Here is an 18958-nt window from a genome sequence, read left to right as displayed (position 1 = left end):
AGGCGGCGCGGATCGCGCCGCGCCGCACGGGCCGACGCCGCGAAGGGGGTACGCGTCATGGGTGACACCGGACGGTCACTGCGGGGCAGGCGGGTGGCGATCCTCGCCACCCACGGGGTCGAGGAGGTGGAGTACAGCCAGGCCCGGGCCGCCGCGGAGCAGGCGGGCGCCGAGGTGCACCTGATCTCGCTCGACCCCGGCGAGATCCAGGCCATGAACCACGACATCAACCCGGCCGGCCGGCACCGGGTCGACCGTACGGTGGACCAGGCGGAAGCCGCCGACTACGACGCCCTGGTGCTGCCGGGCGGCACGGTCAACCCGGACCGGCTGCGGATGAACCCGGCGGCGATGGACTTCGTCCGGGCCTTCTTCCAGCAGGACAAGCCGGTGGCGGCGATCTGCCACGGCCCGTGGTCGCTGGTCGAGACGGGCATCGTCCGGGGGCGCCGGGTCACCTCCTACCCCAGCCTGCGCACCGACATCACCAACGCGGGCGGGACCTGGGTCGACGAGCAGGTGGTGGTCGACAACGGCCTGGTCACCAGCCGCCGCCCCCGTGACCTGCCGGCGTTCTGCGACAAGATGGTGGAGGAGTTCGCCGAGGGCCGGCACGAACGGCGGCTGGCCACCGCCTGACCCGGCGCCCCGGCCGAGCCCGTCCGGCCGCCCCCGTGCTGGTGTGGAACCGCCGCCAGCGGGAAGGCAGGCCGCGGCCGCACTCGCGTACCGCTCGTGTGCCACGGCGTTGGGGGAGGCATGGGCGCCAGGACTTTCATCGTGGTCGGGGGGACCAGCGGACTGGGGCTGGCGGTCGCCCGGCTGCTCGCCGACGAGGACCAGGTGGTCGTCCTGGGCGACGTGGCGGACGAGGTCGACGCGACGGCCGACGAACTCGGCTGCGGCGGAATCATCTGTGACATCTCCTCCTACCCCCAGGTGCGGGACGCCTTCGCCGAGGTGGCCGACCGGTACGACACGATCGACGGGGTGGTCGACTGCGCCTCGATCTGGGCCGGCGGGGACCTGGCCGACCTCCCCCCGGAGCGGATCCGGCGGGCGGTCGAGGTCAACGCGCTGGGCACCACGTACGTGCTCAAGGTGGCCCTGGAACAGCTGCACCGGCAGGGCTTCGGCAACGTGGTGTACGTCGGCGCGATGGCGGTGACCCAGCCGCGCCCCGGAATCCCGGTCTACCGGGCCACCAAGAGCTACGGCAGGAGCCTGGTCGAGTCCGTGGCCGAGGCGCAGCACAGCAACCGGATCAAGGTGATGCAGCTGCATCCCGGTCCGATGCCCACCCGGCTGCAGGAGCGGGTGGGCGACCAGTTCCTCGACGAGGTGTACGCCCTGCCCGACCAGGTCGCCACCGAGGTCGTCCGGCTGCTCCGGCTCGCCCCCGACGACCTGTACGTCTCCGGCGAGCTGGTGCTGCGGGCGGACGGGAGGTGGTAGCCCCCACCGACGCCACCGTCGAGCCCTCGGTCTCGGCGTGGTCGCCGCTGCGCACCGCGGTCTACCGCAGCCTGTGGCTGGCCCTGCTCGCGGCGAACATCGGCACCTGGATGCAGACCGTCGGCGCCCAGTGGCTGCTGGTGCACCAGGCGAACGCCTCCACCCTGGTCGCCCTGGTGCAGACCGCCAGCCTGCTGCCGATGCTGCTGCTGGCCCTGCCGGCGGGTGCGCTCGCGGACACCTTCGACCGCCGGCACCTGCTGATCTCCGTACAGCTGTTCCTGGTGGTGGTGGCCGCGGCGCTGACGCTGCTCACCGCGGCCGGCCGGATGCCGCCGGCGCTCCTGCTCACCCTCACCTTCGCCTTCGGTGTGGGCCAGGCGCTCACCCTGCCGGCCTGGGCGGCGGTGATCCCGGAGCTGGTGCCGCGCGAACAGCTGCGGGCGGCCTCCGCGCTCGGCTCGATCAGCGTCAACGTGGCCCGGGCCGTCGGCCCCGCGACCGCCGGTGTGCTCATCGCGAAGGTGGGCGTCGCGCCGGTGTTCGGCCTCAACGCGGTGGCGTTCCTGATCTACGCGTTCGCGCTGTTCCGCTGGCGACCCGGCGACGCCCGTGCGGTGGAGGTGCCCGAGCGGTTCACCGCGGCGTTGCGCGCCGGCGGCCGGTACGTGCGGCACTCGCCGACCGTCCGTCGGCTGCTGCGCCGCGCGCTGGTCTTCGTCATCCCGGCGAGCGCGCTGTGGGCGCTGCTGCCGCTGGTGGCGAGCCGCCGGCTCGGCCTGGACTCCAGCGGGTACGGCCTGCTGCTGGCCGCGCTGGGGGTGGGCGCCATCGCCGGCGGCCTGCTGCTGCCGTGGATCCGCACCCGGATCACCGCCAATCAGTTCCTGCTGGTGGCCGGGATCCTGTACGGCGCGACGCTGACCGTGGTGGCCTCGGTCCGCAGCGTCCCGGTGGTGCTGATCGCCCTGCTGCCGGCCGGGGTGGCCTGGGTGACCGTGCTCGCCAACGTCAACGCCGAGATCCAGCTCTTCCTGCCCGGCTGGGTACGCGCCCGCGGCCTCGCCGTCTACCAGGTGGTCCAGGGCGGCGGGCAGGCGGTCGGCGCGCTGATCTGGGGTCTGGTCGCCGACGTCGGCGGGCTGGTCGCCGCGTTCGGAGTGGCAGCCGCCCTGATGCTGGTCGGCGCGGTGACGTCGCAGATCTGGCCGCTGCCCGACCTGCGCGGGGTGACCAAGGACCCGGCCGCCTACCGGCCACCGCTCACCCTGGCCCTGCAACCGGATCCCCGGGTGGGGCCGGTGCTGGTGACCGTCACCTACACGGTCCGGCCGGAGCGGGAGGCCGAGTTCCTGGACGCGATGGAGCACGTCCGGGGGTCGCGGCAGCGTACCGGGGCGATGCGCTGGGGGTTGTTCCGCGCGGGCGAGGCGCCGGACCAGTTCGCCGAGGTCTACCTGGTGCCGTCCTGGGACGAGCACCTGCGCCAGCACGGTGGCCGGCTGACCGAGGCGGACGAGCAGGCCGAGTACCGGGCGCGGGAACTGGCCGAGGGTGCGCCGGCGGTGCAGCACCTGCTGCCGGCCGCCGCCGAGTGGACGGCGGCGGAGGTCGGCGGCCAGGAGTCCTGACCCGGGCGGTTCCGGCCGCGGCTGCCGGGGGCGTGCCCGGCGGCGCGCCGGTCGATCCGCGGAGCCGGTTCCCGGTGTTCATCCAGCAGACCATTGACCGACTCCTATGTCCGGATGGGATCATTCGGCAAAGCCGGCGGCGCGGTCACGAGCCGGCGCCGCTACCGCAGAGGAGTCCGTATGCGTACACGTTCCCTCCGGATCGCCGTGTCGTCGCTGAGCCTGGCGGCAACCACCCTGATCACCGCGACCGCGACACCCGCCCAGGCCGGTCCGGACCGCGCGCCGCAGACCACCCGGGCGACGTCGACCGGCGTCGCGCCCGTCTTCTCGGCCACCGACCGGCTCGCCCGCGAGGTGGCCGCCACGCTCGCCGCCCCCGCCGTCCGGGACCGGGTCGTCGCGGCCGTCACCGCCGGGCCGGTGGATCTGCTGGCCACCCGACTCGACGCGCGGGCCGACCGCGCCGCCGGCTCGGCCAACCAGGCGGTGCTGGCGGCGAAGGGCCTGCCGGCGGCCACCGGCTCCGTGCTGCGACTGCGGCTCGGGCACGCGGACATGGCGGCGGCGCTGACCCGGGGCGAGACTCCGCTGGTGGCGGCCGCGTCGACCGACGACGCGCTGAGCAGCGTGGTCGGCTACGACCCGGCCGGCGGGCAGGTCCTCCTGGATCCGGTACGGCTACCCGCCCGGCCGGTGCTGGTGGTCGAGGTCGACGTGGCGAAGGCGATGGCACGCGGCCTGGCGCAGGTCCGGCAGGAGCTCGCGGCGAGCGGCCTGAGCCGCACCACGTCCACGATGACGACCCAGGCCGGCTACTGGGCCACCAAGGTCAACGCCGTCCGGCTGAACGACGACAAGGAGCCGTGGGTCAAGGGCGGCGCCGAGATCTTCGACGTCGTCGGCGGCTTCGGACTCGACGGCAAGGCCACGGTCAACATCGTGGAGATGCCGTACCTCGACAACGACGGCACCACCTACTACCCGAACCAGCTGCTGGTCCACTTCAACAACTACAAGTACAACCTGGCCGACGTGGTGATGTGGGAGGACGACGGCGACACCAACTACCGCGACCTGGCCAAGGCCCTCATCACCGCGCTGCTGACCGTCGTCGACTACGGCACGTACACCCCGCTGGTCAACGCGATCATCGACGCCATGCCGGCGAGCTGGTGGACGGACGACCCGGACTACGTCGACTCCTGGTACACGCTCAGCACCGCCAGCTCCGGCCGGCTCAACGGGGCCGCCGCCAACGGCTGGATGGACGTGGCGCCGTACTGGGTGCAGCAGCTCTGAACCGGCGTGGTCGCCCCGGCGCCGGCCGGGGCGACCACCGCCGCGCGCGGGCCTGGAAAGATGGGAGGCTCGCGCCAGGGGGGAGCAGGACCGGATGGAGCACGCGACGCGGGACGCCGCCGTACTGCTCGGGCAGGCCCGGCGGGTCGTGGTCTTCACCGGGGCCGGCATGTCGGCCGAGAGCGGCGTGCCGACCTTCCGCGACGCCCTCACCGGGCTGTGGCGGCGGTTCGACGCGCAGGCGCTCGCCACCCCGGAAGCCTTCCACGACGACCCCGCGCTGGTCTGGGGCTGGTACGAGTGGCGGCGCAGCGCCGTCCGGCGGGCCCGACCGAACGCGGGGCACCGGGCCGTGGCCGCCATCGAAGCCCGGATCCCGGACAGCGTCCTCATCACCCAGAACGTCGACGACCTGCACGAGCGCGCCGGTTCGGCCGCCCCGGTCCACCTGCACGGCAGCCTGTTCGCGCCGCGCTGCGCGGCCTGCGCCCGACCCGCGCCGGCGCCGGACGGGGTGGCGGAGGAACCGGCCGACGGCCGGCGGGTGCCGCCACCCCGCTGCGGGCACTGCGCGGGCCTGGTCCGGCCCGGCGTGGTGTGGTTCGGTGAGGCGCTGCCGCAGGAGGCGCTGGCCGCCGCCGTCGAGGCGGCGTCCGCCTGCGACCTGCTGATCACCGTCGGCACCTCCGGCCTGGTGTACCCGGCCGCGGAGATTCCCCACCTGGCCGCCCGGCGCGGTGCCGCGGTGATCCAGGTGAACCCGGACGAGACCCCGCTCGACCGGGTCGCCGACGTCAATCTGCGCGGCCCGGCCGCCCAGGCGCTCCCGGCCCTGGTCGAGGCCGCGTGGGGCGGCACCGACCTGCGCGCCGGATGAGTGCCGGGCGAAGAGCAGCCCAGCCAGGGTCTTCGGGCGAGCCGGACCCGTTGTCGGCTGGGCCGCGGCGGGCGCATCACCTGCGAGCGATATGCCGCAGAGACATGAATATGACTCTGCGGCATATCGGTCCCGGGACGTTCCGCCCCCGGATGGCGTCACCTACGGTGACGACCCCCGCCGCCTCCATGGGCCGCGTCCGCCCCGACGGGCGCGTTCCGCCTCAGCCGGCGCAGTTGTTGTTGCGCGCCGGCTGCGTCAGCTTCTCCTGGGTGCCGAACTTCGCGTAGAGCCGCAGGTAGCACGGCAGCTCGACGTCGCCGTAGTAGCTCACGACCTGGTTGTTGTAGTACGTGGTGCCGCTGTCCGCGACCTGCCAGGTGCCGCTGTCGCCGGACTGGATCTCCCAGTAGACGTCGCCGGCACAGCCCTCCAGGCCCCGCGACCAGGCGATGATGTTGGCCCCGTTGTAGATCTCGGACTGCACCAGGGTGCAGGTCGCGGCCTGCGCGGGTGCGGCGCCGACGAACAGTCCGGCCGTCAGCAACGCCCCCGCTCCGACCGCTGACATCAGCTTGCGCATGGTCCGGCACCTCCAAGGTGGATAGTGGATCGTTCTCCGCAGGGTAGCCGTCGGTGAAAACCAGCTTCAATATCGAACCGGCAACTCGTTGGAAATTTTCAGCGTCCGGCGGGCGAAGCATTCCTACGGACAGTAGGGCCGGGCTGTAGACAACTTTCGACGCCCCGTCTATCGTCAGCCGCAACTGAGTGACGCCCATCAATGAGCGGCGGGTGCGCCACCCGGCCGCCCCCGCCGAGACGGAGGAGCAGCCATGCCTGTGTCCGCAGTCGCCCGCCGCCGCACCCGGCGCCTGCTCGGTGGCGTCCTCGCGCTGGTCACCGGGCTGGCCGCGCCCGCCACGCTCGCGCCACCGGCGGCCGCCGCGCCGGCCGGAGCGGCCACCTCCGCACGTCCGCTGGCGGGGGCCTTCACGACCGCGGCCGCCCGGTACGACGTCCCCCGCGACCTGCTGGTGGCGCTCGGCTACGCCGAGACCCGGCTGGACATGCACGCGGGCGCGCCGAGCGCCAGCGGCGGGTACGGGCTGATGCACCTGGTGCACAACCCTGCCGTACGCACCCTCGACGAGGCGGCCCGACTGACCGGTCTGGGACTGCCGGCGCTGCGCACCGAGCCCGCGGCGAACGTGCTCGGCGCCGCCGCGGTGCTGCGCTCCTACGCGGACCAGGCCGGCCTCGACGACGCCGCGCACAAGGACGTCGACCGCTGGTACGGGCCGGTCGCGCGGTACGGTGGCGCGAGCGACCTGGCCGTCGCGCGGCTCTACGCCGACACCGTCTACGACCTGCTCCGCACCGGGTTTCCCGCGGTCGGTGGCGCGGGCGTGACGGCCCGTCCGGTCGCGCCGCGGCGGGGCGCGCTGGAGCGGGCCGCCGCGCCGGGCGACATCGGCACGCTGAGCACCGACTACGGGCCGGCGGCCTGGGCGCCGGCCAGCACCAGCAACTACACCGTGGCCAACCGGCCCACCAGCCACCCGATCCGGTACGTGGTGATCCACGTGACCCAGGGCTCCTACGCCGGCTCCATCAGCTGGTTCCAGAACCCGGCCGCGCAGGTCAGCGCGCACTACACGTTCCGCTCCTCCGACGGGGCCGTCACCCAGTCCGTCCGGGAGAAGGACATCGCCTGGCACGCCGGCAACTGGACCTACAACACCCAGTCGATCGGCATCGAGCACGAGGGCTACGTCGACGATCCCGCCTGGTTCACCGACGCGATGTACCGCTCGTCCGCGGCGCTCACCCGCACCCTCACCGCCAGGTACGGCATCCCCCGGGACCGGTCGCACATCATCGGGCACGTCGAGGTGCCCGGCGCCACCCACACCGATCCCGGCCCGAACTGGAACTGGACCTACTACATGCAGCTCGTGCAGGGGATCACCGGCATCGGATCGGGGACGGTGCACACCTCCTCGTCCGTCAACGTCCGCTCCGGACCCGGCACCGGTTACGCCGTCGTCGGATCGCTGACCGACGGGGCGAGCGTCTCGATCTACTGCCAGGCGGTCGGCACCACCGTGACCGGGACGTACGGCACCAGCAACATCTGGAACCGGATCGGCACCAACCGGTACGTGTCCGACGCCTTCGTCCTCACCGGCTACGACGGCTACATCCCCGGCGTGCCCCGCTGCTGACCCGCCGGCCCGCCGCCCCCGCCACCGGACCTGGCTGTCAACCGGTGGCAGGGCGGCCCATCTCGGCCAGGATCCCGGTGGCCTGGCCCAGCTCGATCAGGTAGCCGTCGGGGTCGCGCAGGTAGCACCGGATCTCCATGCCGTGATCCTTCGGCTCGGTCAGGAACTGCCCGCCCCGGGAGCGCCACAGCTCGTAGACGGCGTGCACGTCGGTGACCCGGACGTTCAGCGCGCTGCTGAGCACGTCCGGGTCGGCCGGCGCCTGGGCCCGGACGGTCGGCTTGTCGTCGGTCGGGCCGCCCTCGTCGTTGATCACCAGGTAGCTGTTGTGCAGCCGGAGGATGGCCGGCTGCCGCTCGCGGACGACCGTCGCGCCGAGCACCGTGCGGTAGAACTCCCGGGAGCGGTCCACGTCCCGCACGATCAGCAGGTGGGTGAGCACCAGCCCGTGCGCGGGCTGGAAGTAGTCCGGCGCCTCGTCCGTCACGGCGGCCCTCCTCCCGATCGGCTCGACCGGGTACCCGCGTGGCGGCGAGGCACACCTGGCCGCCGCCCGTCGGTCGCCGCGAACGGGGCGGTACGGCGGCGGAGCCGACCTCCGATCGACCCCGCCGCCGAGGGGCGGGTCAGCCCTTGTGCCACTTCTGGTTGGCCGTGCCGGCGCAGTCCCAGATCTGCAGTTTCGCGCCGTCGCCACCGTTCCAGTCCTTGATGTCGACGCACTTGTTGGCCCGCAGGTTGACCAGGTCGCCGGCCGCGTTCAGGGTGAACTGCTGGGCGCCGGTGCCGTTGCAGGTGTAGAGCTGGACGACCGCGCCGTTGGCGGTGGACCCGCCGTCGACGTCCATGCACTTGTTGTTCTGGCTCTGCAGGGCCGTGCCGGTGAACGTCCACTTCTGCGCGTTGGTGCCGTTGCAGGTCCACATCTGCAGCTGGGCGCGGTCGACGAAGTTGGCGCTCGGCACGTCGATGCACTTGTTGTTCCAGTTGCTGACCACGGCCACCCCGGAGCCGGAGCCCCCGCCGCCGAACGGGCTCAGGATCAGCCCGGCCGCGCGTGGGTCGCCGTCGTACACCAGCGACTCGAACCCGCCGACGTCGTCGAAGGCGAACGCGTACGCCTTGCCGTCGACCATGTTGGCGTGGATCAGCCGGGCGTACTGGTTGGTCGGGTTGTTGCGGTAGAACTCGGCGGCATTGGTGCTGGGCTGGGTGTCGATCGTGCCGAGCGTGCCCCGGTTCAGCGCCGCGCAGAGCGTACGGGAGATCGGGCCGACCACCTGGTCGTTCGGCGCGGGCAGGTCCCCGTCGCAGCCCCAGACGCTCGCCGAGGAGGGCCGGTTGAACGAGGCGACCACCTGACCGCTGCCGTTGGTGAAGGTCATGACCGTGCCCGAGGTCCGCCCGTAGTACCGGGTGGTCGGCTGGTCGGCGAAGGGAACCACGGTCAGCGTCTTCGTGGTGTACGCGTTCCACGCGGCGGCGATGTAGGAGTCCAGGTAGGTGGGGCTGAGCAGGCCGGCGCCGGCGGCCTTGCCGGGAGCCAGGACGCGCAGCACCGTCCCGTCCGACCGGGTGTGGACCGTGCCGGCCCAGCCCGGCTGGGACCGGATCCCGTCGATGACGGCGTTGCGGCCGTTGGCCACCAGGTCACCGGTCCGCTTGGTGACGCCGTTGGCGCCGGTCACGGTCACCGCGTGCGGCACCGCGAACATGTCCACCTGGGAGCTGTTCAGCCACAACCCGGCGTCGTTGTAGGTGAACTCGCTCCAGTCGAAGAGGATGTCCCGGTTGGCGTCACCGGCCGCCCACGGGGCGGGCTGCACCAGCCCGTCCGGGGTGAGGAAGAACTTCAGCTTCTGCCCGAGGGCGAAATAGACCCGGCCGGAGAAGCCGCGCGGGAACTGGATGGTGGTGCTGCCGCCATTGCCGGGGCCGGGGATCGAGGCGTCCGGCGCGGGCGACGGCGGGATGGAACCGCCGGTCCACGGCACGAACGTGCCGCCGGCGGTGACGTAGCCGAGCCGGCCGGTGGCCAGCTGGACGCCGATGACGTAGAGGTACACCGCGTCGGCGCGGCCGGTGGTGTTGGTGACGGTGACCGGCAGCAACGCCGGACCGACGGCGCGGGCGGGGGCGGCGGCGACGGTGCCGGCGAGGCCGGCGAGCAGGGCCGACGCGACGGCGAGCAGCTTTCTTCGGATACCCAAGGGGACCACCTCGGAGGGGGACGGGACGGGAGTCGGTGTTACGGCTGTCAGCGGGCCCGGTGTCAGCCGGTGCGCCACTTCTGGTTGGCGGTTCCGGCGCAGTCCCACAGCTGCAGGCGAGCGCCGTCGGAGTTGTTCCAGTCCTTGATGTCGACGCACTTGTTGGCCTGCGGATTCACCAGGTCCCCGGCAGCGGAGAGGACGAACTGCTGAGCCGGGTTGCCGCTGCAGTACGCGATCTGGATGACCGCGCCGTTGTCGCGCGAGCCCCAGGCGACGTCCATGCACAGGTTGTTCTGGGTACGCAGGGTGCCGCCGGTGAAGGTCCAGCTCTGCGCCAGGGTGCCGTTGCAGGTCCAGGTCTGCAGCGGTACGCCGTCGGAGAAGTTGGAGAACGGCACGTCGATGCAGCGGTTGTTCCAGTTGCTGATGATCCGCGTACCGGCCCCGCCGCCGGTGGTGGTCAGCGAGAGCCCGTACGCGCCGAGGATCTCGTTGACCGGCTGGAACCACATGGTGCCGCCGGTCGTGCAGTTGCCGGTGCCGCCCGAGGTGACGCCCTGCGCCTGGTCGCCGGAGAGCCAGGAGCCGCCGGAGTCGCCGGGTTCGGCGCAGGCGTTGCTGCGGGTCAGACCGTAGACCGCGCCCTGCGCGTAGTTGACGGTCTCGTTCCGGCCGAGGATGGTGCCGCACCGCCAGCCGGTGGTCCGGCCCGATCGGCACACCGAGCTGCCGATCACGGCCTCCGCGGATCCGGCCACCGGCGCGTTGCCGCCGGCGTAGTTGTTGACCCACGGCCGCGGGGTCCAGTCGCCGTTGGTACGGACCCAGGCGTAGTCGTTGCCGGGGAACGACGAGCCGGCGAAGGTGCCCTGGGCCACGTTGTTGTAGCCGAGGGTGGAGCTGCCCGTGCCGCCGCAGTGCCCGGCGGTCACGAACCCGCCCGCGACGGCGAAACCCACCGAGCAGAGCACGTTTCCGTTGATCACGAACTGGTCGCCGCCGCGGATGTCGTACAGGGGGCGCGGGGCGTCCGCCTGGGCGACGTAGCGGACGAGGGCGGCGGGTGCTCCGCTGGCCGCCACGAACGACGCGGCCGTCGCCGCCCGGCCCGGCTCGACCAGCACGACGACCGTATTGCCGACGCTGTCGACGTACCAGCCGCGCACGGCGGTGGCCGGTCGGCGGCGGGTCGCGTACCGGTCGAGGGCGGCGCGGGCGGCGGCGAGGGTGGTCAGGCTGTGGGCGACGAGCCGGGGCTCGGCGCCTTCGGCGCGGACGGTGGCGGCGGCCGACCGGTCGGTGACCGCCACGGTCAGGCGCCGGCCGTCGGTCAGCCAGGAGCCGGCGTACCGTGTGCCCAGCCGGGCCCGCAGCCGTCGGTCGATCAGCGCGGCCCCGGCCTCGACGCGGAGCCGGGCGGCGACCTCGCGGTCGGTGAGCCCGAGATCTCGCCGCATGGCCTCGGCCATCCCGGGGGCGGGGCCGCTGGCGCCGGGGGTGGGCGCCGCCGCTGATAGTTCCGGTGTGGACGCGGGTGGGGCGGCGAGGCCGGCGGCGAGGACGCCGGTGACCAGCAGCCCGAGGAGCTTGTTCATCGATCTCCTTCCGGCCGGGCGCGGCCTGCGAGCCCGGCGTGAGACGGGGGGAGAGAGCGCTCTCTCATTGAAGACTGCCGATCGGTTAACTTTGTTGTCAAGTCGACGGCGCGTGCCGGGCGGAACCGGTCCGCCCGGCACGCCGCGGGTCACCGGTAGACGCGGACGTAATCCACCAGCATCCGGGACGGGAACGGGGTCGACGCGTCGGGCGGGCCGGGCCAGTCGCCGCCGACCGCCAGGTTGAGGATCAGGTAGAAGGGATGGTCGAAGACCCACGGGCCGCGGGTCGACTCCACCGTCTCCTTGCTGGCGTAGAAGACCTCCGTGTTGTCGACCAGGAAGCGCATCCCGTGGCTGTCCCACTCCACGGCGTACACGTGGAAGTCGGCGGACAGGTCGACGGTCCACACCCGCTCCTGGCCGTAGCCGCCGCCCCCGTTGTACGCCGGCGCGTGCAGGGTGGTGTAGCTGCGGTAGGTGTCCCGGCCGAGGATCTCCATGATGTCGATCTCGCCGTTGTACGGCCACGGGCGCCCGGTCAGGAAGTCGGCCCCCATCATCCAGAACGCCGGCCAGAACCCGTTGCCCTTGGGCACCTTGATCCGGGCCTCGATCCGGCCGTACTGCACCGTGAACGTGGTGCCGGTGTTCATCCGGTGCGAGGTGTAGGCGCGCCCGCCGACGTTCTCCCGACGGGCCTCCATGACGAGCTGGCCGGCGCCGTTCATGGCGGCGTTGGCATTGTCGGTGTAGTACTGCAGCTCGTTGTTCTGCCCGGTGCCCGGGTCGATCGTCCACTTGGCCGGGTCGGGCTTGCCGCCGGCCGGGCCGTTGAACTCGTCGGCGAAGACGAGCGTGGTGGCCGGGAACGTCGGGTCCGGCGGCACCGGCGGGGGAGCGGTCGGGGCGCCGCCCGTGCCGTATACCTGGAACTCCCAGAGCGAGTAGCCGTAGCCACTGCTGCGCGCGGTGCCGTACATCCGCACGTACCGGCCGGTGCCGGTGACGTTGACGGTCTGCTTGAAGCCGGCGCTGGTGGTGGTGCTGTAGACGGTGGTCCAGGTGACCGCGTCGTTCGAGGTCTGGAGCTGGTAGGCCGTCGCGTACGCCGGGTCCCACTGCAGGACCACCCGGTGGATGGTCGCGGTGGCGCCGAGGTCGACGTAGATCCACCCCGGGTCGACCCAGCCGGTGGTGGCGCTGGTCGCCCAGCGAGACGCCGGGTCGAGGTCGAACGCGCGCGCCGGGAAGCACTGCCAGCAGGCGCCGTCGTCCTGGTAGGACGAGGCGAACGCCGGCTTGTTGTAGGACAGCAGCACGTCACCGCCGGGCGGTGGGCTCGACGGTGGCGGGCTCGACGGCGGGGCGTCCGAGGCGTGCACCGCGAACTCCCAGAGCGAGTAGCCCCAGCCGGTCGCCCGGGCGGTGCCGAGGACCCGCACGTACCGGCCGGTGCCGGAGACGGTGAGCTGCTGGCTGCCGCCGGTGCCGGTGGTGGTGCCGTAGACCGTCGTCCAGGCGGTGCCGTCGGCGGAGACCTGGATCTGGTACGCCGTCGCGTACGCCGCCTCCCAGCTCAGGTCGACCCGGCAGAAGGTGCGGGTGGCGCCCAGGTCGACCCGGAGCCACTGCGGGTCGGCCGCGACGCTGGACCAGCGGGTGCCGGCGTTGCCGTCGACCGCGGCCGAGGCGGGGAAGGCGGCGTTCTCGGTCGAGGAGGCGGTGGCCGGGCGGTTCAGCGCGGCGTTGCCCGCGGTGTCGCAGCCGGTGCCGGCGGTCGTGCCGTACACCCGGAACTCCCAGAGCGAGTAGCCCCACACGGTGGCCCGGGCGGTGCCGAGGACCCGCACGTACCGGCCGGAGCCGGTGACGGCGAGGGTGTCCACGCCGCCGTCACCGCTGGTGGTGCTGTGGATGGTCGTCCAGGCGGCACCGTCGGCGGAGACCTGGACCTGATACGCGGTGGCGTACGCGGCCTCCCAGTTCAGCACGACCTGGGTGACCGTCGCGGTGGCGCCCAGGTCGACCCGGAGCCACTGCGGGTCGGCCGCGGCGCTGGACCAGCGGGTGCCGGTGTCGCCGTCGACCGCGGCCGAGGCGGGGAAGGCGGCGTTCTCGGTCGACGAGGCGGTGGCCGGCCGGCCCTGGGACAGCAGTGGATCGGCTCCGCGTGCGCTGCCGGTGACGGCGGCGACGGAGGTGGCGACCAGGGCGGCCACGAGGGCGAGGACGGCGGCGCCTCGGCGTCGCCGGAGGTGGGGGACAGGTGGGGGGTCGGCGGCCGGGACGGGATGGCTGTTCATGACGTCTCCAGGAGGGAGCGGCAGCCCGCGGCACGGTCCACGCGGGCCGGCGGTGCCCGGTCGCCGGGTGGTGGTGGGGACGGCGGCCGAGCCGGACGGCGGACACCGGTCGACGACGACCGGCGTCGGAAAGCGCTCTCTGGCAGACAGGTTCGGCCGCGTCATCGGACGGTGTCAATAGATTCGGCCGGTTCCGGAGGTTCCGGAACCGGCCGGCCGGGACCCGGCCGGCCGGCTCCGGCGCGGGGTCACCAGCCCACGGCCACCAGCAACCACTGCGGGTTGCCGGCCGAGACGAACGAGGACTGGTCGGCGACGTCGTCGTACGGGAAGCCGTACGACCGGCCGCCGATGGCGCGGTCGTGCCAGAACTTCGCGTACCAGTTGGCCGGCGCCTGCTGGTAGAACAGGCTCGGGTCCGTCCACTGCGCCGACGGCAGGTGCGCGACGTGCCGGTTGAGGGCCGCGCAGCCGGCCGGGTTGCCCGCGAGCGGTCCGGCGCAGCCGAAGATGTCCGAGGTGGACGCCGGCAGGCCCACCGACGATGCGTAGCCGCTCAGGTAGTCGGCGTACTGGCCGCCGGCCCGGAACTGCGGGCTGTTGCCCGGCGACGGGATCCGGTACGGCGCCTCGATGGTGGCCAGGTGCTTGAACTCCGCCGGCATCGCGTCGGAGAACCGCTGGAACGTGACCGACCGGTCCTCGGCGAACGTCGCCTCGGTCTCGCCGACGGCCACGTCGTACCCGGCGTGGCTGCGCAGCCGCATGGCCAGCTTCAGGCCGAACGCGTCCACCCGGGTGGTGTTGCCGTTGAACTGGTCCGGCCCGACGGTGAACTCGATGAAGTCGCTGTACTGGCTGGTCGGTGATCCGAGGTGGAAGTACATCCGGCCCGCCGTGTTGACGGGCATGTCGAAGTAGGGCTGCTCGGCGATCGAGTGCGCCTGGCCGTTGTAGCTCCAGTACACCTGGCTGTCGGGGTAGCGGCCGTTGGTGCGGTTGAGGACCTTCACCATGAGCACGTTCTGGGCCGGCGGGATGGTGCCGGTGTCGCCCCAGAAGCCGCCGGTGGGCGGCGGGGTGGTCGGGGGCGGGGTCGAGCCGGACGTGGTCCGCACGACGAACTCCCACAGCGAGTAGCCGTACGCGGTGGCCCGCGCCGTGCCGTACACCCGCACGTAGCGGCCGGAGCCGGTCACGGCGAGGGTCTGCGTGCCGCCGGTGCCGGTGGTCGTGGCGGACAGGGTGGTCCACGGCCCGTCCGGGTTGGCGGCGACCTGCACCTGGAACGCCCGGGCGTAGGCCGCCTCCCACTGCAGGACGACCTGGCAGAGGGTCTGTGTGGCGCCCAGGTCGACCTGGAGCCACTGCGGGTCGGCGAAGCCGCTCGACCAGCGGGTGCCGGGGTCGCCGTCGACGGCGGCGGAGGCGGGCAGGGCGGCGTTCTCGGTCGAGGAGGCCGTCGCCGGCCGGTTCAGCGCGGCGTTGCCCGTGCAGCCGGTGGAGCCGGTGGTGCCGTAGACCTTGAACTCCCAGAGCGAGTAGCCGTAGCCGGTGGCCCGGGCCGTGCCGTACATCCGCACGTAGCGGCCGGTGCCGGTCACGGCGAGGGTCTGCGTCCCGCCGGTCCCGGTGGTGGTGCTGTAGATCGTCTGCCAGGGGCCGGCCGGGTCGGCCGCGACCTGGAGCTGGAACGAGCGCGCGTAGGCGGTTTCCCAGACCAGTTCGACCTGGTCGACGGTGGCGGTGGCGCCGAGGTCGACCTGCAGCCACTGCGGGTCGCTGAACTGGCTCGACCAGCGGGTGCCGGGGTCACCGTCGACGGCGGCGGAGCCCGGCGTGCCGGCGTTCTCGATGGACGACGTGGTCACCGGCCGGCCCTGGGAGAGCAGGGCGGACGCGGCGTCGGCGGGCGCGGTCACCGCGAGGTGACCGATCAGCAGCGCCAGGGCCGCCGCGGCGGCGGTGAGCAGATGGGCGGGGCGGTGCCGGCGGTGGCCCGCCGGTCGAGGTGGGTGGGGGAGCGGGGGAGCGGTGTGCATGGCTTCTCCTGCGGCGTGGTGTCCGATGGAGAGCGCTCTCCGCCCGAGAGTCGCCCGCCGCCCGCGGTCCTGTCAAGGAGCGGATCCGGGTCCAGCAAGATCCATTCCGGACTTTCCCCAGGCCATTGACTGATAGAAACGGCTCGATGACTCTGATGGCGAGCGCTCTCCATCCCGGTCCCCACCACGAGCCGTCCTGGGAGCCAGCCATGCCCGCGACACCACCCCTGCCACCACCCCGCCGGCGACGCCGCCTCACCACCGCGCTCGCGGCGCTGCTCGTCCTGCTCGCCGCCTACCTGGCCGTACCCGCCCCGCCCGCCGGCGCCGCCGGGCCGCTCATCTCGCAGGGCCGGCCGACCACGGCGTCCTCCGTCGAACAGGCCGCCACCCCGGCCGCCGCCGCCACCGACGGCGATCCCGGCACCCGCTGGTCCAGCGCCTTCGCCGATCCGCAGTGGCTCCAGGTCGACCTCGGCGCCACCGCCACCGTCGACCAGGTCGAACTGGTCTGGGAAACCGCCTACGCGCGCTCGTTCCAGCTCCAGGTCGCGGCCGACCCGGCCGGCCCCTGGCAGACGATCTACAGCACCACCACCGGGACCGGCGGGACGCAGACCCTCGCCGTGACCGGCACCGGCCGCTACGTGCGGATGTACGGCACGGCCCGGGCCACCGGCTACGGCTACTCGCTCTGGGAGTTCAAGGTCTACGGCACCACCGGCTCCGGGCAGCCCGGCGGCCGGCCGATCTCGGAGTTCAAGAAGGTCGCCGCGTCGTCCTGGGAGGGCGGCAACGCCCCCGCGGCCGCGCTCGACGGCCGGACCACCACCCGCTGGTCGAGCCAGTTCAGCGACCCGCAGTGGCTCAGCGTCGACTTCGGCGGCGTCGCCACGGTGAACCGGGTCGTGCTCAACTGGGAGGCCGCGTACGCCACCGGCTACCGGCTGGAGACGTCGACCGACGGGACCTCCTGGACGATCATCTACGCCACCACCTCCGGGCGGGGCGGCGTCGAGCAGCTCACCGTCGCCGGCACCGGCCGCTACCTGCGCTTCCACGGCACCGCCCGGGCCACCGGCTACGGGTACTCGCTCTGGGAGTTCCAGGTGTACGGCTCCGTCGACGAGGCGGCCACCACGGCGCCGATGCTCTCCGGTCCCACCCGGCCGCCGGGCACGCTCAACCAGTTCGCGCTGACCGCCCCGGCCGACGGCGCGATGGTCACCACCACCCGCCGGCCCACCCTCAGCTGGGCGGCCGTCGCCGGCGCCACCCGCTACCAGGTGTGGATCAACATCAGCCGCACCGACTACGACTTCACCGCCCCCGGCAACCTCATCGACCTCTACACCAAGGTCGCCGAGCCGACGGGCACCTCGTACACGCCGACCTGGGACCTGCCGGACCGCTGGACCTACAAGTGGTACGTCACCGCGGTCGGCGCCACCACGACCGCCTCGAACATCCGGCGCTTCAGCGTCTACCTGCCCACCCTGGAGGCCGTCGCCGACGGGATCGGCATCGTCGCCGGCAGCCGGGACCTCAACCGGAACGGCGCCATCGAGCCCTACGAGAACTGGCGGCTCCCGGTGGAGACTCGGGTGGACGACCTCCTCGGTCGGATGACGGCCGAGGAGAAGGCGTACCAGATGTTCTACAACGCCCAGGCGTACCCCCGCTCGGGCTGGCACTTCGGCCCGGCCCAGGCCCAGGACCTGCACGACCAGCTCCTGGCGTCGGCCGGCACCCGGCTGGGCATCCCGTTCGTCTCGGCCGGCGACACCATCCACGGCTACCAGACCAGCTATCCCATGCAGAGCGCCCTCGCCGCCGCCCGGAACTACGCGCTCGACTACAAGCTCGGCGACATGCAGCGGCGGGAACAGCTCGAGGTCGGCACCCGGGGCGTCCTCGGGCCGCTCGCCGAGGTCGGCACCAAGGTGATCTACCCGCGCATCCAGGAGGGCAACGGCGAGAACGCGCAGGTGGCCGCCGCCCAGGTGCGGGCGCTGGTGGCCGGGCTGCAGGGCGGACCGGAGCTGAACCCGAACTCGGTGCTCGCGACCGTCAAGCACTGGCCCGGCGAGGGCGCCGGCGGCGAGGCGCTGATCGTGTACGACGGGGTCACGATCAAGTACCACATGATCCCGTTCCGGGCGGCGATCGAGGCGGGCGCGGTCAACATCATGCCCGGGTACGCGGGCAGCTCGTACCTCGACCCGGGTGGCCCGGGCGCCGGGGACAGCGCGCCGATCCTCGCGTACCTGCGGCAGAACCTCGGCTACCAGGGCCTGATCACCACCGACTGGCTGCCGTCCGGCTCCTGGGTCGGCGCGGCCAACGCCGGGTCCGACGTGATGGGCGGCGCGGACCCCGGCGCGGCCGGCTTCTCGATGGCCACCTTCCTGGCGAACGTGCCGGCCGCCCGGATCGACGACGCCGTGCGGCGGGTGCTGCGGCTCAAGTTCCAGCTCGGGATCTTCGAGAACCCCTACGGCGACCCGGTCAACGGCCCGTACCGCTTCCACCAGCCGGCGTACGCGGCCCTGGCCAACCAGGCGTCCCGCGAGGCGATGACGCTGCTGAAGAACGACGGGGTGCTGCCGGTCCGGCTCAACCCGGGCGACAACATCGTGGTGGCCGGGCCGCGGGCGGCCGACACCGCCGCCTGCTGCGTCTGGACCAGCTTCTTCCACTCCGAGTACGGCTCGCAGACCATCCTGGACGCGGTGCGCGCCCGGGCGGCGCGCAACGGCGTCAACGTCTACTCGGGCGACGGGCCCAACCCGAAGCTGGCCGTCGTGGCGGTCGGGGAGGCGTCCTACACCCACGCGACCAACTGGCCGAAGGAACAGCCGTACCTGCCGCCCGACCAGCTCCAGGTGATCCAGGACTTCCGTGCCCGGGGGATCCCGGTGGTGGTGGCGCTGGTGCTGCCCCGCCCGTACGTCATCACCGAGTGGCGTGACCTGGCCAGCGCCATCGTGGTCACCTACCGGGGCGGCGAGGAGATGGGCCCGGCGCTGGCCGGCCTGCTCTTCGGTGACTACACCCCGAGCGGGAAGCTGCCCTGGCAGTTGCCGCGCAGCCTGGACCAGGTGCTCCGGCCGGGTGGCACCGACGTGCCGGCCGACGCCGTGGAGGCCTGGGACCTGCCGTACGACCTGGGGGCCGGCGCCGCCGAGCGGACCCAGATCCGGGCCAGCATCGACGCCGGCCAACCGCCGGCGACGACGTACGGCAACCCGCTGTACCCGTACGGCGCCGGGCTGACCGGATTCTGACCGGCGGCGGCCCGGCGGTCCG

General features: G+C 73.0%; 13 protein-coding genes. 7 read left to right on the top strand and 6 right to left on the bottom strand.

The genetic code is table 11. The features are described 5' to 3' along the window. Positions 1-57: 57 nt before the first annotated feature. From ACGFI9_RS03035 to ACGFI9_RS03015, 5 genes are all read left to right on the top strand, one after another. Positions 58-639, top strand: a complete 582-nt coding sequence (locus ACGFI9_RS03035) for a type 1 glutamine amidotransferase domain-containing protein (RefSeq protein ID WP_393174253.1) — start codon at positions 58-60, stop codon at positions 637-639. 120 nt (positions 640-759) lie between these two features. Further along, the gene (locus ACGFI9_RS03030; protein ID WP_393174251.1) at positions 760-1455 is read left to right on the top strand and encodes an SDR family NAD(P)-dependent oxidoreductase; all 696 of its coding nucleotides are present in this window, start codon (positions 760-762) and stop codon (positions 1453-1455) included. Then, complete coding sequence (locus ACGFI9_RS03025) at positions 1449-3086, top strand: MFS transporter (RefSeq protein ID WP_393174249.1); 1638 nt, start codon at positions 1449-1451, stop codon at positions 3084-3086. The genes ACGFI9_RS03030 and ACGFI9_RS03025 overlap by 7 nt, the downstream gene beginning before the upstream one ends. 180 nt (positions 3087-3266) lie before the next feature. Then, positions 3267-4388, top strand: a complete 1122-nt coding sequence (locus ACGFI9_RS03020) for a DUF3103 family protein (protein ID WP_393174247.1) — start codon at positions 3267-3269, stop codon at positions 4386-4388. Between the two features lie 94 nt (positions 4389-4482). Continuing rightward, positions 4483-5265: an NAD-dependent deacylase gene (locus ACGFI9_RS03015; protein ID WP_393174245.1), complete on the top strand. Its 783-nt coding sequence runs from the start codon at positions 4483-4485 to the stop codon at positions 5263-5265. Between the two features lie 223 nt (positions 5266-5488). On the opposite strand, the gene ACGFI9_RS03010 is transcribed toward ACGFI9_RS03015, so the two are convergent. Beyond that, positions 5489-5848 (bottom strand): hypothetical protein, encoded by a 360-nt coding sequence (locus ACGFI9_RS03010; RefSeq protein ID WP_393174243.1) that lies wholly within the window; start codon positions 5846-5848, stop codon positions 5489-5491. A gap of 253 nt (positions 5849-6101) precedes the next feature. Between ACGFI9_RS03010 and ACGFI9_RS03005 the strand changes: the two genes are divergently transcribed. Beyond that, entirely contained in the window at positions 6102-7493 is a 1392-nt protein-coding gene (locus ACGFI9_RS03005) for an N-acetylmuramoyl-L-alanine amidase (RefSeq protein ID WP_393174241.1), read from the top strand. A gap of 37 nt (positions 7494-7530) precedes the next feature. Here ACGFI9_RS03005 and ACGFI9_RS03000 read toward each other — a convergent pair whose 3' ends face one another. The 5 genes from ACGFI9_RS03000 to ACGFI9_RS02980 all read right to left on the bottom strand — a co-directional run bounded on the left by ACGFI9_RS03000 (position 7531) and on the right by ACGFI9_RS02980 (position 15649). Further along, entirely contained in the window at positions 7531-7980 is a 450-nt protein-coding gene (locus ACGFI9_RS03000) for a VOC family protein (protein ID WP_393174239.1), read from the bottom strand. A gap of 139 nt (positions 7981-8119) precedes the next feature. Next, on the bottom strand, positions 8120-9697 hold the full coding sequence (locus ACGFI9_RS02995) for a beta-1,3-glucanase family protein (protein ID WP_393175215.1): 1578 nt from the start codon (positions 9695-9697) through the stop codon (positions 8120-8122). Between the two features lie 68 nt (positions 9698-9765). Beyond that, positions 9766-11301: a ricin-type beta-trefoil lectin domain protein gene (locus ACGFI9_RS02990; protein WP_393174237.1), complete on the bottom strand. Its 1536-nt coding sequence runs from the start codon at positions 11299-11301 to the stop codon at positions 9766-9768. 149 nt (positions 11302-11450) lie between these two features. Then, positions 11451-13607, bottom strand: coding sequence for a discoidin domain-containing protein (locus ACGFI9_RS02985; protein WP_393174235.1), 2157 nt, complete (start codon positions 13605-13607; stop codon positions 11451-11453). A 248-nt stretch (positions 13608-13855) separates the two neighbouring features. Continuing rightward, positions 13856-15649, bottom strand: a complete 1794-nt coding sequence (locus ACGFI9_RS02980; protein ID WP_393174233.1) for a discoidin domain-containing protein — start codon at positions 15647-15649, stop codon at positions 13856-13858. Positions 15650-15858: 209 nt separating this feature from the next. Between ACGFI9_RS02980 and ACGFI9_RS02975 the strand changes: the two genes are divergently transcribed. Next, positions 15859-18936: a discoidin domain-containing protein gene (locus tag ACGFI9_RS02975; RefSeq protein ID WP_393174231.1), complete on the top strand. Its 3078-nt coding sequence runs from the start codon at positions 15859-15861 to the stop codon at positions 18934-18936. Positions 18937-18958: the final 22 nt, after the last annotated feature.

Origin of the sequence: Micromonospora sp. NPDC048930, assembly GCF_043197935.1 — a bacterium.
GTDB lineage: Bacteria > Actinomycetota > Actinomycetes > Mycobacteriales > Micromonosporaceae > Micromonospora.
The sequence above is the reverse complement of the archived record's forward strand: the minus strand, read 5'-3'. Positions and strand labels throughout refer to the sequence as shown.

Coding starts and splice junctions, on each gene's coding strand:
- ACGFI9_RS02985 (WP_393174235.1), bottom strand. CDS start 13,607: ATGAACAGCCATCCCGTCCCGGCCGCCGACCCCCCACCTGTCCCCCAC.
- ACGFI9_RS02975 (WP_393174231.1), top strand. CDS start 15,859: ATGCCCGCGACACCACCCCTGCCACCACCCCGCCGGCGACGCCGCCTC.
- ACGFI9_RS03005 (WP_393174241.1), top strand. CDS start 6,102: ATGCCTGTGTCCGCAGTCGCCCGCCGCCGCACCCGGCGCCTGCTCGGT.
- ACGFI9_RS02990 (WP_393174237.1), bottom strand. CDS start 11,301: ATGAACAAGCTCCTCGGGCTGCTGGTCACCGGCGTCCTCGCCGCCGGC.
- ACGFI9_RS03015 (WP_393174245.1), top strand. CDS start 4,483: ATGGAGCACGCGACGCGGGACGCCGCCGTACTGCTCGGGCAGGCCCGG.
- ACGFI9_RS03020 (WP_393174247.1), top strand. CDS start 3,267: ATGCGTACACGTTCCCTCCGGATCGCCGTGTCGTCGCTGAGCCTGGCG.
- ACGFI9_RS03010 (WP_393174243.1), bottom strand. CDS start 5,848: ATGCGCAAGCTGATGTCAGCGGTCGGAGCGGGGGCGTTGCTGACGGCC.
- ACGFI9_RS02980 (WP_393174233.1), bottom strand. CDS start 15,649: ATGCACACCGCTCCCCCGCTCCCCCACCCACCTCGACCGGCGGGCCAC.
- ACGFI9_RS03035 (WP_393174253.1), top strand. CDS start 58: ATGGGTGACACCGGACGGTCACTGCGGGGCAGGCGGGTGGCGATCCTC.
- ACGFI9_RS03030 (WP_393174251.1), top strand. CDS start 760: ATGGGCGCCAGGACTTTCATCGTGGTCGGGGGGACCAGCGGACTGGGG.